Below are 15868 nucleotides of genomic sequence, written 5' to 3'. Positions count from 1 at the left end.
CGGCGACGGCGGCCCCACGCCCGCGCGGCGGCCGCGGGGCCGCGTACGGGCGCAGCCCGCCCGCAGGCGCCGTCTGCGCGTCCCGGGGCGCCCGTACGCCCCTCCGGGGCCCCGGGACGTACGGAAGGGGCCCCACCGGGCGGTGGGGCCCCTTCCGGAAGCCTGGGGTCCGCGGCCGGTACGGGCCGCGGGTCCGCGTCAGCGCGAGCGCTTCGCGAGGCGCTCCACGTCGAGGAGGATCACCGCGCGGGCCTCCAGCCGCAGCCAGCCGCGGCCGGCGAAGTCGGCGAGGGCCTTGTTCACCGTCTCGCGGGAGGCGCCGACGAGCTGGGCCAGCTCCTCCTGCGTGAGGTCGTGCACCACGTGGATGCCTTCCTCGGACTGGACGCCGAAGCGGCGCGACAGGTCGAGGAGGGCGCGGGCGACGCGGCCGGGCACATCGGAGAAGACCAGGTCGGACATCTGGTCGTTGGTCTTGCGCAGGCGGCGGGCGACGGCGCGCAGCAGGGCGCTGGCCACCTCGGGCCGGGCGTTCAGCCAGGGCTGGAGGTCGCCGTGGCCCAGGCCGAGCAGCTTGACCTCGGTCAGCGCGGTGGCCGTGGCGGTGCGCGGGCCCGGGTCGAAGAGCGACAGCTCGCCGATCAGCTCGCCGGGGCCGAGGACGGCGAGCATGTTCTCGCGGCCGTCGGGGGAGGTGCGGTGCAGCTTGACCTTGCCCTCGGTGACCACGTAGAGGCGGTCGCCGGGGTCGCCCTCGTGGAACAGGGCGTCACCGCGGGCGAGGGTCACCTCGCCCATGGATGCGCGGAGCTCCGCGGCCTGCTCGTCATCGAGCGCCGCGAAGAGCGGGGCGCGCCGCAGAACGTCGTCCACGAGTCTCTCTCCTCTGTCGACCTGCTCAGGGGACCGTGCTCCCCATTTTGCAGGACGCAACAAACAGTGCGATCGATCACAAGGATGCCGGACGTACGGGTGTGCTGTGCTGCCCGGGGCCAATCGGGGCGGTGTTACCTGAGGTCCGGGCGCCATGTCAGTGCCTGCCCTTAGGCTGGCCGGGTGTCCAATAAGCCGGTGAGAGCACAGGCCAAAGGGCCTGCGGGTGTGACCGCAGCCCCCGATTCAGCTGTGGGCGAACAGAGCCCTCCGAAGGACCCCGGGCGCCCCGTGAAGAAGGCGGCAAAGGCCGCGAAAGCCCCCGCGCAGCCCGCGGGCAAAGCTTCGGCCAAGAAGCCCTCCGCGAAGCCCTCCGCGAAGCCGGAGTCGCACCTGGCGATGGTCCGCCGGGCCCGCCGCATCAACCGCGAGCTCGCCGAGGTCTACCCGTACGCCCATCCGGAGCTCGACTTCCGCAACCCCTTCGAGCTCCTGGTCGCCACGGTCCTGTCCGCCCAGACCACCGACCTGCGCGTCAACCAGACCACCCCGGCCCTCTTCGCCGCGTACCCCACCCCCGAGGACATGGCCGCGGCCGCCCCCGAGGACCTGGAGGAGATCATCCGCCCGACCGGGTTCTTCCGGGCGAAGGCGAAGTCCCTCCTCGGCCTCTCCGCGGCCCTGCGCGACAACTTCGGCGGGGAGGTCCCCGGCCGCATCGAGGACCTGGTCACCCTGCCCGGCGTCGGCCGCAAGACCGCCAACGTGGTCCTCGGCAACGCCTTCGGCGTCCCGGGGATCACCGTGGACACCCACTTCGGGCGGCTGGTGCGCCGCTGGAAGTGGACCGAGCAGGAGGACCCCGAGAAGGTCGAGGCGGAGATCTGCGCGATCTTCCCCAAGAGCGAGTGGACGATGCTCTCCCACCGCGTCGTCTTCCACGGCCGCCGGATCTGCCACTCCCGCAGGCCCGCCTGCGGCGCCTGCCCGATCGCCCCCCTCTGCCCCGCGTACGGGGAGGGCGAAACGGACCCCGTGAAGGCCGCGAAGCTGCTCAAGTACGAGAAGGGCGGCCAGCCGGGCCAGCGGCTGAGCCCGCCCGCCGACTACCCGGGCCTGCCCGCCCCGCCCCTGGGCGGTGCGGCGACCTGAGCCCCGGGCGGCGGGAGGAACGAATCCGGCCCCGGGCCGCGTTGTGCCGGTGCGGGCGAGAACAGGGACAGGGGTGCCGATGACGCGGGCCATGCGGGACGAGACCACGGCCGGGGGCGCCTCGCGCCCGGGCCCGTACGAGCGCCGGGACGCCGCCGCGGGCCCGGTTCCGTACGGCCCCCCGGACCGCCCCGCGGGCTCCGCCCCGTACGGCCGCCCGGAGGAGCCGGACCGGCCCGTCCCCGTGACCGCGCACGGCCTGCCCGGCTGGCTCGACCCGGTGGTCGAGGCGGTGCGCACGGTCCGGCCCAGCCAGCTCAGCCGCTTCCTGCCGCCCGAGGACGGCGCGGGCCGCCAGTCCGCCGTGCTGGTGCTCTTCGGCGAGGGCGAGCGCGGCCCCGAGCTGCTCCTCATGGAGCGCTCCGGCACCCTGCGCTCGCATGCCGGGCAGGCCTCCTTCCCGGGCGGCGCCCTCGACCCGGAGGACGGGGACCCGCAGACCTCGGGCCCGCTGCGCGCGGCCCTGCGCGAGGCCGAGGAGGAAACCGGACTCGACCCCTCCGGGGTGCAGGTCTTCGGGGTGCTGCCGCGGCTCTACATCCCGGTCAGCCAGTTCGTCGTCACGCCCGTGCTCGGCTGGTGGCGCGAGCCCAGCCCGGTCGGGGCCGTGGACCCCGCCGAGACGGCGCGCGTGTTCACGGTCCCCGTGGCGGATCTCACGGATCCCGCGCACCGGGTCAGCGCGGTCCACCCGAGCGGGCACAAAGGCCCCGCATTTCAGGTCGAATCCGCCCTGGTCTGGGGGTTTACGGCCGGAGTGATCGACCGGATCATCCACTTCGCGGGCTGGGAGCGGCCCTGGGACCGGTCCCGGCAGGTCCCGATCGACTGGCGCGCATGAGACGGTGGCCCACGTGAACGTGCTGGACATCCTGCTGCTGCTCGCCGCCGTGTGGTTCGCGATCGTCGGCTACCGCCAGGGCTTCGTCGTCGGCATCCTGTCGGTGATCGGCTTCCTGGGCGGTGGCCTCGTCGCCGTGTCGCTGCTCCCCCTGATCTGGGATCAGCTGACCGACAAGGCCGACCTGTCCACCACCGCCATCGTCGTGGCGGTGGTCGTCGTCATCGTCTGCGCCTCCATCGGCCAGGCCTTCACCACCCACCTCGGCAACAAGCTGCGCCGGCACATCACGTGGTCGCCCGCCCGCGCCCTCGACGCCACCGGCGGGGCCCTGGTGAACGTGGTCGCGATGCTGCTCGTGGCCTGGCTGATCGGTTCTGCGCTGGCGGGCACCTCCCTGCCGACCCTCGGCAAGGAGGTCCGCAACTCCAAGGTGCTCCTGGGGGTCTCCCGGGTGCTGCCCGAGCAGGCGAACACCTGGTTCGCGGACTTCAGCTCCGTCCTCGCGCAGAACGGCTTCCCGCAGGTCTTCAGCCCGTTCTCCAACGAGCCGATCACGGAGGTCCGGCCCCCGGACCCGGCCCTGGTCGTCAGCCCCGTGGCCCAGCGCGCCAAGGCCTCCATCGTGAAGGTGGTGGGCACGGCGCCGAGCTGCAGCAAGGTCCTGGAGGGCACCGGCTTCGTCTTCGCCCCCGGCAGGGTCATGACGAACGCGCACGTGGTCGGCGGGGTCGCCGAGCCCACCGTCCAGATAGGCGGGGAGGGCAGGCTGTACGACGCCGAGGTCGTGCTCTACGACTGGGAGCGCGATATCGCCGTCCTGGACGTGCCCCGGCTCAAGGCCCCGGCGCTGGAGTTCGTCGAGGACGACGCGCGCACGGGCGCGGACGCGATCGTGGCCGGCTTCCCGGAGAACGGCGCGTACGACGTCCGCGCGGCCCGCGTCCGCGGCCGGATCAACGCCAACGGCCCCGACATCTACCACCGCGGCACGGTGCGCAGGGACGTGTACTCCCTGTACGCGACCGTCCGTCAGGGCAACAGCGGCGGGCCGCTGCTGACCGCGGAGGGGAAGGTGTACGGGGTGGTCTTCGCGAAGTCCCTGGACGACCCGAACACCGGCTACGCCCTCACCCTGGACGAGGTCCGCGACGACGTCCGGATCGGCAGGACCGCCACCGGGCGGGTCAACACCCAGGGCTGCGCCCTCTGAGGGCGGGGCCATCCCGTCCGGACGGCCCCGCCCTCAGCCGGCGCCCCGCACCTCAGGTGCGGGTATGGCGCAGTCTCGCCGAGACCCACCGGGCCCGGCGGCGCAGGATGCGCGGGATTCCGAGGCGGTGGTCGTCGCCGTGGTGCGAGCGGCCCGTCCCCTCGTGGCTGCCCGGCGCTGCGGCCGGGCGGGAGTTGCGTGCGGAGTCACCGTAGTCGTGCGTCCAGCCCATACTTCGACGTCTGCCCGGGCCCCATGGTCGGTAACCGCCCGGGGGCGCGCCAATTGGCCTATGCGCCGGGCATTTGAATGTTCGTAAGACGCACGTTCCCCCGGGGACTCCTGTGAATCCCCGGGTACGCGCCGGGGGAGGCCCGGGGAGGCCCCCACGGAAGCCCGGCCGGACCCGAGGCCCCGTCAGGAGCCTTTCAGCGGTCGGGTTCCGGGTCCTTCAGCCAGTTCACGAGCTCGGTGGAGAAGGCGGCCGGGTCCTCCTCGTGCGGGAAGTGCCCCAGCCCGTCGAAGAGCCGCCAGCGGTAGGGGGCTTCCACGTACTCGCCCGAACCCGCCGCGCTGCGGGTGCGCATCACCGGATCCAGTGAACCGTGCAGGTGCAGGGTGGGCACCCGGACCGGCCGCTTCATGCGCCGGTTGAACTGGAATCCGTCGGGGCGGCCCATGGAGCGCACCAGCCAGCGGTACGGCTCGATCGAGCAGTGCGCGGTGGACGGGATGCACATCGCTCGCCGGTAGACCTCGACGTCCTCGTCCTCGACGGGCCGCGGCCCGGACCACTCGCGGATCAGCTCGCCCACCAGGGCCCCGCCGTCCGCGACCAGCCGCCGCTCGGGCAGCCAGGGCCGCTGGAAGCCCCACACGTACGAGCCGGCGCGGCTCTGGGCGAAGTCCGACAGCATGGCGGAGCGCCAGCGGCGCGGGTGCGGCATGGAGGAGACCACGAGCCGGCGCACCAGCTTGGGCCGCATCGCCGCGGCCGTCCAGGCCAGGTATCCGCCCAGGTCGTGGCCGACGAGCGCGGCGTCCGGCTCGCCGAGGGAGCGGACCACCCCGGTGATGTCCAGGGCCAGGTTCACCGGGTCGTAGCCGCGGGGGGTGCGGTCGCTGCCGCCCACGCCGCGCAGGTCCATGGCGACCGCCCGGTACCCGGCGTCCGCCAGGGCGGCCATCTGGTGCCGCCAGGTCCACCAGAACTGGGGGAACCCGTGCAGCAGCAGGACCAGCGGCCCCTCACCCGTCTCGGCCACGTGGAACCGGGCGCCGTTCGCGGCCACGTCCCGGTGGAGCACCGCCCGGCCGTCGGGCAGGTCGAGCCGGACGGCCGTGGCGGCGGTGGGCGGAGCGGAATCGGGGGTGGGCGCTGTCATGCAGACGAGCGTGCCACACCCACGGCCTTGTCACTGACCGGCCGCGGGTGCGGCTTGACCGTCCCGACGAGGGCCGCGGTCTGCTTGACGGAGGCGATGGACTTCTCCGGCGGCTTGACCTTCTTGAACTTGGCCACGGCGAGCAGCGCGAGCAGCCCGGCCAGCAGCAGGAAGGCCGCGCCGACGATCAGGAAGGACCACGCGAGGCCCAGCCCGGTGTTGTGGATGCCGTACGCGGCGGCGAAGCTCAGCACCGGGATGGAGAAGAGCGCGATCACGCCGGCGACGACGAAGGCGGCGCTGCCGATGCCCACGCGCTTGGCGTCCTGCCGCAGCTCCGCCTTCGCCAGGGCGATCTCGTCGTGCACCAGGGCGGACATCTCCGCGGTGGCCGAGGCGACCAGCTGGCCGAGGCTCCGCTCGGCCCCCTGCACCCCTTGCTCCCCTGCGCTCATCGCTTTGCTCCCTCTCGTTCGCCGTGTGGGCCGTGGGTCGATCGTCTGTCAGATCATGCCGGACTGTCGACGCCGTCGCCGGACCCGGCTGCGACATTGGCCTTACGGCGGTGCTCGGCGGCCTTCTCCTCGTGGATCCGGGCCATCCGCAGGTGGTACTGCGGGTTGTCCTCCTCGTAGATGTCGGGGATGCCGTCCTGGTCCTCGTCGCGCTCCTCGGCCTCGGTCAGCGAACGGTACGTGCGGTTGCGGAGCTTGAGCACGACGGCGGCCAGCAGGGCGGCGGTGAAGGAGCCCAGCAGGACGGCCGCCTTGACCTCGTCGGTGAGGGCCTGGTCCCCGGCGAAGGCCAGTTCGCCGATGAGCAGCGAGACGGTGAACCCGATGCCGGCGAGGGTGGCCACGGCGAACACGTCGGGCCAGGCCAGGTCCTCGTTCAGCTCCGCCCTGGTGAAGCGGGCGGCGAGCCAGGTGCCGCCGAAGATGCCGAGGGTCTTGCCGAGGACGAGCCCGAGGACCACGCCGAGGGTCTCGGGCCGGGTGAAGACCTCGCCGACCGCCTTGCCGGAGAGGGAGACCCCGGCGGAGAAGAGGGCGAAGAGGGGGACGGCCAGTCCGGCGGACAGGGGGCGCACGAGGTGCTCGATGTGCTCGCCGGGGGAGTGGTCCTCGCCCTCCCTGCGGGTGCAGCGCAGCATGAGGCCCATGGCCACGCCGGCGATGGTGGCGTGGACCCCGCTGTTGTACATCAGGCCCCAGATCACCAGGGCGAGCGGGACGTACACGTACCAGCCGCGGACGCCCTTGCGGAGCAGGAACCAGAACAGGGCCAGCCCCAGGAAGGCCCCGATGAGCTGCGGGAACCTGATCTCGCTGGTGAAGAACACCGCGATGATGAGGATGGCGAAGAGGTCGTCGACCACGGCCAGCGTGAGCAGGAAGGCGCGCAGGGCGGAGGGCAGCGAGGTGCCGATCACCGCGAGGACCGCCAGCGCGAAGGCGATGTCGGTGGCCGTGGGCACGGCCCAGCCGTCCATGGAGCCGCCGCCGACGGTGTTCACGGCGGCGTAGACCAGGGCGGGTACGGCCATACCGCACAGGGCGGCGATGACGGGCAGGGCGGCGGCCTTGGGATCGCGCAGGTCGCCCGCGACCAGCTCGCGCTTGAGCTCGATTCCGGCGACGAAGAAGAAGACCGCGAGGAGCCCGTCGGCCGCCCAGTGCTGGAGGGAGAGGTCGAGCCCGAGGGCGGCCGGCCCGATGTGGAAGTTCCTGACGTCGGCGTAGCTGTCGCTCAGGGCCGGGATGTTGGCCCATACGAGCGCGGCGACGGCGGCGACGAGGAGGAGGACGCCGCCCACGGTCTCGGTGCGCAGGGCGTCGGCGACGTACTGCCGCTCGGGCAGCGAGAGCCGGCCGAGCAGCTTGCGACGGGTGCGGGGCGGGGCCACGGCGGATACCTCCGGGTCGGTCGACGGCATGGCGTTGCACTTGCCGACCAGACTTCCCGGCGCACCTGTGAGATTTTCCTTACTGAAGACTTTACAGCGTGTAGCGCACGGCCGTCCGGTGATCGTCACTTTATGTGCAAAAAGGGCATCCGGCGCGTTGCCGGATGCCCTTCCCGCGGGTGTGCCGTACGGGATCAGTCCTCGCTGCCCGCCGCCGGCAGCTTGGTCTGGATCAGGGACATCACCGAGGAGTCGGTGAGGGTGGTGACGTCGCCGAGCTCGCGGTTCTCCGCCACGTCGCGCAGCAGGCGGCGCATGATCTTGCCGGAGCGGGTCTTCGGGAGCTCCTGGACCGGCAGGATCCGCTTGGGCTTGGCGATCGGGCCGAGGGTGGCGCCCACGTGGTTGCGCAGGTCGGCGACGAGCCCCTCGTCCTCGGAGGCCGTACCGCGCAGGATCACGAAGGCCACGATGGCCTGTCCGGTGGTCTCGTCGGCGGCGCCGACCACGGCGGCCTCGGCGACCGACGGGTGCGAGACCAGGGCGGACTCGACCTCGGTGGTGGAGATGTTGTGGCCCGAGACGAGCATGACGTCGTCCACCCGGCCGAGCAGCCAGATGTCCCCGTCCTCGTCCTTCTTGGCCCCGTCGCCCGCGAAGTACTTGCCCTCGAAGCGGGACCAGTACGTGTCGATGAACCGCTGGTCGTCGCCCCAGATGGTGCGCAGCATCGAGGGCCACGGCTCGGTCAGGACCAGGTACCCGCCACCGCCGTTCGGCACCTCGCGGGCCTCGTCGTCCACGACGGTCGCGCCGATGCCGGGCAGGGCGCGCTGGGCGGAGCCGGGCTTGGTCTCGGTCACGCCGGGCAGCGGGGCGATCATCATGGCGCCGGTCTCGGTCTGCCACCAGGTGTCCACGATCGGGCAGCGGCCGCCGCCGATGTGATCGCGGTACCAGATCCAGGCCTCGGGGTTGATGGGCTCGCCCACCGAACCGAGCACGCGCAGGCTGGACAGGTCGAACTTGGCGGGGATGTCGTCCCCCCACTTCATGAACGTGCGGATGGCCGTCGGCGCGGTGTACAGGATCGTGACCCCGTACTTCTGCACGACCTCCCAGAAGCGGCCCTGGTGGGGGGTGTCCGGCGTGCCCTCGTACACGACCTGCGTGGCGCCGTTGGCCAGCGGGCCGTACACGATGTACGAGTGCCCGGTGACCCAGCCGATGTCGGCGGTGCACCAGTAGACGTCGGTCTCCGGCTTGAGGTCGAAGACGGCGTGGTGGGTGTACGCGGCCTGGGTGAGGTAGCCGCCGGAGGTGTGCAGGATGCCCTTCGGCTTCCCCGTGGTCCCCGAGGTGTACAGGATGAAGAGCGGGTGCTCGGCGTCGAAGGCCTGCGGGGTGTGCTCGGCGGACTGCCGGCCGACCAGCTCGTGCCACCAGACGTCGCGGCCCTCGGTGAAGGCGGTGTCCTGGCCGGTGCGCCGGACCACGAGCACGTGCTCGACCTGCGGGCACTTGGCCACGGCCTCGTCGATGGCGGGCTTGAGCGCGGAGGGCTTGCCCCGGCGGTAGCCGCCGTCGGCGGTGATGACCAGCTTGGCGTCGGCGTCCTGGATGCGGGAGGCCACGGCATCGGCGGAGAAGCCGCCGAAGACCACGGAGTGGGCCGCGCCCACGCGGGCGCACGCGAGCATCGCGACGACGGCCTCGGGGATCATCGGCAGGTAGACCGCGACCCGGTCGCCGGCCTGCACGCCCAGCTCGGTCAGGGCGTTCGCGGCCCGGGACACCTCGTCCTTGAGCTCGGCGTAGGTGATCGCGCGGCTGTCGCCGGGCTCGCCCTCGAAGTGGATGGCGACCCGGTCGCCGTTGCCCGCCTCGACGTGCCGGTCGACGCAGTTGTACGCGACGTTGAGCCTGCCGTCCGCGAACCACTTCGCGAAGGGCGGGTTGCTCCAGTCGAGGGTTTCGGTCGGCTCGGTGGCCCAGGTCAGCCGCCGGGCCTGCTCGGCCCAGAAGCCCAGCCGGTCCTCTTCGGCCCGGGTGTACGCCTCCGCCGTGACGTTGGCGTCGGCGGCCAGAGCGGCGGGCGGTGCGAACCGCCGCTCTTCCTTGAGCAGGTTGGCCAGGCTTTCGTTGCTCACGACATCTCCCTTTCCCAGGGTGTCCGTTGTGTCCCGGGCATAGCTCATCAGTCAGATGCCCAGGTGACAAGGGGTAACCGGAAATTGGTTTAGACCTATAGAACGGCGCGGTGGTCCGCACGCGCGCATGGCCCCTCCCCGCTGCAGGGTGCGGGGAGGGGCCACATACGTTCTCACGGCCGGGAGGCGCCGCAGGTTCAGGCAGAAGCCTCTTCCAGCGCGGATTGGCGCAATCCCGACCCCCGCGGCTGCTCCGACCGGCTGAGATCCGCGTACCCGCCGACCCGGTCGAAGACGTGGTCGTCGAAGAAGCCGTCACCTTCGGTGAGCAGGTAGGCCTGGGCCTCGCCCACGTGGAAGTACACGCCGTGCAGTTCGAGCGTGCCCTCCGCGAGCCGCCGGGCCACCGACTCGTGCGCCCGCAGGTGCTCCAGCTGCTGGACCACGTTGGTCAGGCAGAGCTGCTCGACCGCATCGGCCGGCAGCCTGCCCGAGATCCGCGCCCAGGGGTGGTTGCGGCTGGCCATCCGCTCCAGGCTCGGCAGCCCGTGCCGCAGCCAGCGGCGCAGCGGGGTCATCGGGGCGCCCGGCACCGAGTTCAGCAGGGCCTGCATCGCCCCGCAGCCGGAGTGCCCGCAGACCGTGATGCTGTCCACGCGCAGGACGTCCACGGCGTACTCGATCGCGGCCGCGACGGAGTCGTCCCCGGACTCGGCCCCGGGCAGCGGCACCAGGTTGCCCACGTTGCGCACCGTGAAGAGGTCGCCCGGCCCGCTCGACGTGATCATGCTGGTGACGAGCCGGGAGTCCGCGCAGGTGAGGAAGAGCTGCGAGGGCCGCTGCCCCTCGCGCGCGAGCCGGGCCAGCTCACCGCGCACGTGCGGGGCCGTGTCCCGCTGGAAGGCGCCGATCCCGCTGGCCAGTTGGCCCGCCCCGCGGCGCGGCTCGGACGCGGCCGGGGCCTGGCGGTGGTCGCAGTGGTTCTGCCAGGGGGTCCAGGGCCGGCAGCACTGGTGGGCGCCGCGCGGACCGCGGCCCGGCTCGCCCAGCCGGGTGCCCGAGCTGCCGGTGACCTCCACCGCGCCGCCGTGCGCCACGTGCGAGTCGTGCCAGTCCTGGAGGGCCTCGAAGGCCGCGTGGTCCATGAAGGAGCCGTCGAGCTCCACCACCGCCGGGGCCCCGTGCGGGACCTGGCCCAGGGCCCGGCTCAGCCGCGGCACCGCGAGGAAGGTCAGCTGCCCGCGGACGCGTACGGAGTGCACGCCGTCCGCGAACTCCTGCGTGATCCGCGTCCGCGTCAGCCGGTGCAGGGCCACCGCCACCGCCACCGCGATCCCGACGGCGACCCCCTCCAGGACCCCCGCCAGCACCACCCCGACCGTCGTCGCCGCGTACACCAGCACCTCGCGGTGGCGGATCACGTTGCGCATGTGGGTGATGTTGACCATCTGCACGCCGACGGCCATGACCAGCGCGGCGAGCGCGGCCAGCGGGATCATGTCCAGTACGGGCACCAGCAGTCCGGCCGCGATCAGCACCCACGTGCCGTGCAGCATCGTCGACCTGCGGGTCGCCGCACCGGACTTGACGTTGGCCACGCTGCGCACGGCGACGCCCGTGATGGGCAGTCCGCCGAGGGAGCCCGAGACGATGTTCGCCGCGCCCTGGCCGCGCAGTTCGCGGTCGAGGTCGGCGCGCGGCGGGCGGTCCTTCGTCCCGCGCTCGGAGGCGATCAGCTTGTCCGTGGCCACCGCGGAGAGCAGCGATTCCACGCTGCCGACCAGGGTGATGGTCAGGACCGCGGCGAGCACGGCGAGCACCGGGCCCTGCGGCATCTCCGGCAGTGCGTGGCTGCGCCAGGAGGGCAGGTCCACCCGCGCCAGGCTCAGTCCGGCGAGGGCGGCGACGGCCGTGGCCGAGGCCACCGCGGCGAGGGCCGCGGGGATCCGGCGCAGCAGCTCCCCGGCGCGCCCGGGGATGCGCGGCCAGGCGAGGAAGACGAGCAGGGTCAGCGCGCTGATGCCGAGCGCGACCGGATGCAGGTCCGCCAACTGGCCGGGCAGGCCGAGGACGTTGTCGACCGCGGAGCTCTGGGGGCTGCCGCCGAGCACGATGTGCAGCTGGGCCAGCGCGATGGTCACGCCGATGCCCGCGAGCATCCCGTGCACGATGGCGGGGCTGACCATCAGGGCGGACCGGGCCGTGCGCAGCAGGGCCAGCCCGAGCTGGGCCACTCCCGCGAGCACGGTGATCGCGCACGTGGTGCGCCAGCCGAACTGCTGGATCAACTCGGCCGTGACCACCGTCAGTCCGGCGGCGGGCCCGCTCACCTGGAGCGGGGCGCCGCCCAGCCGGCCCGCGACGATCCCGCCGGCCGCCGCGGCCACGAGCCCCGCCTGCAGGGGGGCGCCCGTGGCCAGGGCGATGCCGAGGGAGAGCGGCAGAGCGATCAGGAAGACGGCGATCGACGCGGAGAGGTCCGCGGCGAGCGGCGAGCGGTGGGTGCGTGTGGTGCCTGTGGAGCGTGTGGACATGTTTCCCGTCTCCTCCGGGGCAGGGGGTGAAGCGGCGGGATTCTCAACACTCGGTAAATGGATCGTAATGGAGAGTAAAGACAATGGTGGGATAAAGCAGGCAAATGGGCTACATAGTCCCTCTCAAGGATGAATAAGCAGTTTTTACGGCTTGTCATACCTTTTCCGGGACCGCCCCCGTGCGACGTTGCAGCGGCCCGCCTCCTCGGGGGCACCCACGCGGACGACGCAAGGAAGAGGGTGGGCGGATGATGGCCGCCTCGAAGAAGATCGCCGGCGGCCTCGCGGCCGCGGCACTGGTCATGGCCGCCGCCGGCTGCTCCGGCCCGGAGCGGCCCGGGCGGGACCCGGCCGCGGGGCAGCAGCCCCCGCGCAAGGGGGCCCCGGCCGCGCCCGCGCCCGGCAGCGTGTTCCGCGCCATCGGCGACGGCTCGACCGCGTACACCGGCTCCCAGCCGAACACCGCCCCCGCGGCCCGGCTGGCGCCCGGCGAGAAGCCTCCGCAGTTCGTCGTCTTCTCCTGGGACGGCGCGGGCGAGGACAGCCAGCGGCTCTTCTCGTACTTCCGGGAGGTCGGCAAGAAGTACAACGCCCGCATGACGTACTTCCTCAGCGGCGTCTACATGCTCCCCGAGGAGAAACGAAACCTCTACGCGCCCCCGCAGCACTCGGCGGGCCGCTCCGACATCGGCTTCGGCGACACCGAGGGCATCCGGGAGACCGCCGCCCAGCTCCGCGGCGCCTGGCTGGAGGGCAACGAGGTCGGCACCCACTTCAACGGCCACTTCTGCGGCCCCGAGGGCGGGGTCGGCACCTGGTCCGTGGAGGAGTGGAAGAGCGAGATCCGCCAGGCCAAGTCCTTCGTCAAGAGCTGGAAGAGCAATGCCGGCCTGGCCAAGGAGAAGGCCCTGCCCTTCGACTACGACAAGGAGCTGATCGGCGCCCGCACCCCCTGCCTCGAAGGCCAGAAGAACTTCATGGCCGCCGCCCGGGAGATGGGCTTCCGCTACGACTCCAGCGGCATCAGCAAGCAGGTCTGGCCGAAGAAGGCGGACGGCCTGTGGGACCTGCCCCTCCAGCTGGTCCCGATGCCCGGCCGCGCCTTCGAGACGCTGAGCATGGACTACAACTTCATGGTCAACCAGTCCGGCACGACCTCCCAGGGCGACCCCGCCCAGCACCGCTTCTGGGGCGACCAGATGCGCGACGGCCTGCTCAAGGCCTTCGACCGGACCTACCGCGGCAACCGCGCCCCGCTGATCATCGGCAACCACTTCGAGTCCTGGAACGGCGGCACGTACATGCGCGCCGTCGAGGAGACCATCAAGGGCGTCTGCACCCAGAAGGACGTGCGCTGCGTGCCCTTCCGGGAGCTCGCCGACTGGCTCGACGCCCAGGACCCGCAGGTTCTGGAGCGGCTGCGCGGGCTCGACGTCGGCGAGGAGCCGAGGGAGGGCTGGCAGGCCTTCCTGACCGCCCCCGCCGCACCGCCCGCCGCCCCCGCGGAGCCCGGCTCCCGGGCGGGCGCCATGGACGACGCCCGGCCCGGCGACCGGTCCGCCTCCCGGCCCGTGGACTGGTCGGCGGCCCTCTCCGACCGGCTGCCCGGCGCGGCCCGCGGCCTGCCGGGCCTGCCCGCCGGCCCGGCGGGCGGCCTGACCCCGGCGCTCAGGCCGGCTGCGGCGCCGCAGTAGCGGAGGCGGGGCGCGGCGCGCCCACCGCGCCGAGCGCCTCGTGGAGGACGAAACCGGGATCGACCTGGCCCGCCAGGTCGGCCCCGGTCTTCGCGTTGCCCCAGCTCTCCGCGTTCCTGAGGTGGAAGTGCACCATCTGCTCGGTGTACCGTTCCCAGTCGCGCAGCGCGTACGCGCCGTCCACCGCCTCCCGCAGCTGCTCCAGCGCCGTGCGGTTCGCGGACTCCAGCAGCTCGAAGGGGGCCGGGCGGCCCTTCTCCATCGCGCGGACCCAGTCCGACTGCCCGACGGCCACGAGCAGGTCGTCGCCGACCTCGGCCCGCAGGAAGTCCAGGTCGTCCTGGCCCTGCACCTTGTTGCCCACGACCTTCAGCGCCACGCCGAAGTCCCGCGCGTACTCCTTGTACTGGCGGTAGACGGACACGCCCTTGCGGGTCGGCTCGGCGACCAGGAAGGTCATGTCGAAGCGGGTGAACATGCCGGAGGCGAAGGAGTCGGAGCCGGCGGTCATGTCGACGACGACGTACTCGTCGGGCCCGTCCACCAGGTGGTTCAGGCACAGCTCCACGGCGCCGACCTTCGAGTGGTAGCAGGCCACCCCGAGGTCCGCCTCCGTGAACGGCCCGGTGGCCATGAGCAGGGCGGACCCGCCGTCCAGGGGGACCCGGCGGCCGCAGGCCCCGTAGACCGGGTTCTCCTCGCGCACGCGCAGGAGCCGCGAGCCGGTCCCGGGCGGGGTGGTTTTGATCATGGTCTCGGCGGAGGCGATCCGGGGGTTCGAGCCCCGCAGGTACTCCTTGATGAGCGGCAGGTGCGCACCGAGTGCGGGCAGGGCCGCGGACTCCTCCTCGGGCAGCCCGAGCGCGGCTCCGAGGTGCTGGTTGATGTCGGCGTCCACCGCGACGACGGGGGCCCGCTGCGCGGCGAGGTGGCGGATGAAGAGCGAGGACAGCGTGGTCTTGCCGCTGCCGCCCTTCCCTACGAAAGCGATCTTCATGTTCACCAAGCGTAGCGGCATGGTGCCTTTGTGTGGTCGGGCCGAGTGAAGAAGACCACTCCAAGGTGGGGCGCGCGCCGGGGGTGCGTAGGCTCCCTACCTATGAGTACGTCAGCCGATCCCCTGGCCGCACTGGCCTCCCTGCCGGGCGTGCCCGAGTCCGTGGAATCCGTCCGCAAGGCCGTGGACCGGGTCTACGGGCACCGCGTGATGCGCCGCCGCAGCGCGGAGATCACCTCCGAGGCCGCCCTGCGCGGGGCCCGCGGCAGTGCGGCGCTCTCCGGCGCCGACTGGGCCCTCGAAGAGGTGCGCCGCCGCACCGACTTCGGCGCGGACGCCGAGGCGCGGACCGTCGGCGCCGCCCTGCGGCTCACCGCCGAGGCCGGACAGCTGCTGAGCATCTGGCGGCAGTCGCCGCTGCGGGTGCTGGCGCGGCTGCACCTGGTGGCGGCGGGCGACGCGGCGGGTGCTGCGGGTGCGGGAGTTGCTGCCGGTACGGATGGTGTGGGCGGTGCGGGTGGCGCGGCCGATACGGTCGGGCGGCCGCGGCTGGCCGGCGAGCCGGTGGACGAGCCGTTGGTGGAACTGCCCCTTCCGGGTGCGGACGAGGTGGCCGGCCGGCTCGACGGGCTGGCACGGCTGATCATTGCGGGCAGCTCGGCCCCGGCACTGGTCACGGCCGCCGTGGTGCACGGCGAACTGCTCGCGCTGCGCCCGTTCGGCTCGTCCAACGGGCTCGTGGCGCGGGCGGCGGAACGGATCGTGCTGATCGGCAGCGGTCTCGACCCGAAGTCGGTCTGCCCGGCCGAGGTGGGCCACGCGGAGCTGGGGCGGGCCGCGTACCGGGCCGCCCTCGACGGCTACGCCTCGGGGACCCCCGAGGGGATGGCGGCCTGGATCGCGCACTGCGGGCGCGCGGTGGAGTTGGGGGTCCGGGAGTCGACGGCGGTGTGCGAGGCGCTCCAGCGCGGGGCCGCCTGACCCGGGCCCGTCCTCGGGAGTGCCCCGGAAAAGGGTTGCGGCGACACCGTCTTGCTCGTGGTGTCGCCGCTGGCACTTGCGC

General features: G+C 72.8%; 13 protein-coding genes. 5 read left to right on the top strand and 8 right to left on the bottom strand.

The features are described from left to right. Positions 1–198: 198 nt before the first annotated feature. Complete coding sequence (locus ACZ7JZ_RS18510) at positions 199–873, bottom strand: Crp/Fnr family transcriptional regulator (protein WP_014061749.1); 675 nt, start codon at positions 871–873, stop codon at positions 199–201. 291 nt (positions 874–1164) lie between these two features. On the opposite strand from ACZ7JZ_RS18510, the gene nth reads away from it, so the two are divergent. The 3 genes from nth (at position 1165) to ACZ7JZ_RS18495 (ending at position 4139) form a co-directional block, all read left to right on the top strand. Next, the gene (gene nth, locus ACZ7JZ_RS18505) at positions 1165–2025 is read left to right on the top strand and encodes an endonuclease III (protein ID WP_470940206.1); all 861 of its coding nucleotides are present in this window, start codon (positions 1165–1167) and stop codon (positions 2023–2025) included. A 79-nt stretch (positions 2026–2104) separates the two neighbouring features. Beyond that, the gene (locus ACZ7JZ_RS18500; RefSeq protein WP_470940203.1) at positions 2105–2926 is read left to right on the top strand and encodes an NUDIX hydrolase; all 822 of its coding nucleotides are present in this window, start codon (positions 2105–2107) and stop codon (positions 2924–2926) included. A gap of 13 nt (positions 2927–2939) precedes the next feature. Then, positions 2940–4139, top strand: coding sequence for a MarP family serine protease (locus ACZ7JZ_RS18495; RefSeq protein ID WP_470940200.1), 1200 nt, complete (start codon positions 2940–2942; stop codon positions 4137–4139). 52 nt (positions 4140–4191) lie between these two features. Here the strand turns inward: ACZ7JZ_RS18495 and ACZ7JZ_RS18490 are convergent, their stop codons facing one another. The 6 genes from ACZ7JZ_RS18490 to ACZ7JZ_RS18465 all read right to left on the bottom strand — a co-directional run bounded on the left by ACZ7JZ_RS18490 (position 4192) and on the right by ACZ7JZ_RS18465 (position 12114). After that, entirely contained in the window at positions 4192–4371 is a 180-nt protein-coding gene (locus ACZ7JZ_RS18490; protein ID WP_470940197.1) for a hypothetical protein, read from the bottom strand. Between the two features lie 196 nt (positions 4372–4567). Continuing rightward, a complete protein-coding gene (locus tag ACZ7JZ_RS18485) occupies positions 4568–5524 on the bottom strand; it encodes an alpha/beta fold hydrolase (RefSeq protein WP_470940194.1) in 957 nt (318 codons plus the stop codon). Further along, positions 5521–5979: a phage holin family protein gene (locus ACZ7JZ_RS18480; protein ID WP_470940191.1), complete on the bottom strand. Its 459-nt coding sequence runs from the start codon at positions 5977–5979 to the stop codon at positions 5521–5523. Before ACZ7JZ_RS18480 ends, ACZ7JZ_RS18485 begins: the two co-directional genes overlap by 4 nt. Before the next feature lie 53 nt (positions 5980–6032). Then, positions 6033–7460 (bottom strand): Na+/H+ antiporter NhaA, encoded by a 1428-nt coding sequence (gene nhaA / locus ACZ7JZ_RS18475; RefSeq protein WP_470940188.1) that lies wholly within the window; start codon positions 7458–7460, stop codon positions 6033–6035. A 164-nt stretch (positions 7461–7624) separates the two neighbouring features. After that, positions 7625–9580 (bottom strand): acetate--CoA ligase, encoded by a 1956-nt coding sequence (gene acs, locus ACZ7JZ_RS18470; RefSeq protein ID WP_470940185.1) that lies wholly within the window; start codon positions 9578–9580, stop codon positions 7625–7627. 197 nt (positions 9581–9777) lie between these two features. After that, entirely contained in the window at positions 9778–12114 is a 2337-nt protein-coding gene (locus ACZ7JZ_RS18465) for a SulP family inorganic anion transporter (protein ID WP_470940182.1), read from the bottom strand. A 248-nt stretch (positions 12115–12362) separates the two neighbouring features. On the opposite strand from ACZ7JZ_RS18465, the gene ACZ7JZ_RS18460 reads away from it, so the two are divergent. Continuing rightward, on the top strand, positions 12363–13808 hold the full coding sequence (locus ACZ7JZ_RS18460; RefSeq protein ID WP_470940179.1) for a polysaccharide deacetylase family protein: 1446 nt from the start codon (positions 12363–12365) through the stop codon (positions 13806–13808). Here the strand turns inward: ACZ7JZ_RS18460 and ACZ7JZ_RS18455 are convergent. Continuing rightward, the gene (locus ACZ7JZ_RS18455; RefSeq protein WP_470940176.1) at positions 13783–14805 is read right to left on the bottom strand and encodes an ATP-binding protein; all 1023 of its coding nucleotides are present in this window, start codon (positions 14803–14805) and stop codon (positions 13783–13785) included. The genes ACZ7JZ_RS18460 and ACZ7JZ_RS18455 overlap by 26 nt on opposite strands. Before the next feature lie 102 nt (positions 14806–14907). Between ACZ7JZ_RS18455 and ACZ7JZ_RS18450 the strand changes: the two genes are divergently transcribed. After that, the gene (locus ACZ7JZ_RS18450; RefSeq protein WP_470940173.1) at positions 14908–15786 is read left to right on the top strand and encodes a Fic family protein; all 879 of its coding nucleotides are present in this window, start codon (positions 14908–14910) and stop codon (positions 15784–15786) included. The last annotated feature ends 82 nt before the right edge of the window (positions 15787–15868 follow it).

Source organism: Streptomyces sp. NPDC038213 (genome assembly GCF_055600495.1).
The sequence above is the reverse complement of the archived record's forward strand: the minus strand, read 5'-3'. Positions and strand labels throughout refer to the sequence as shown.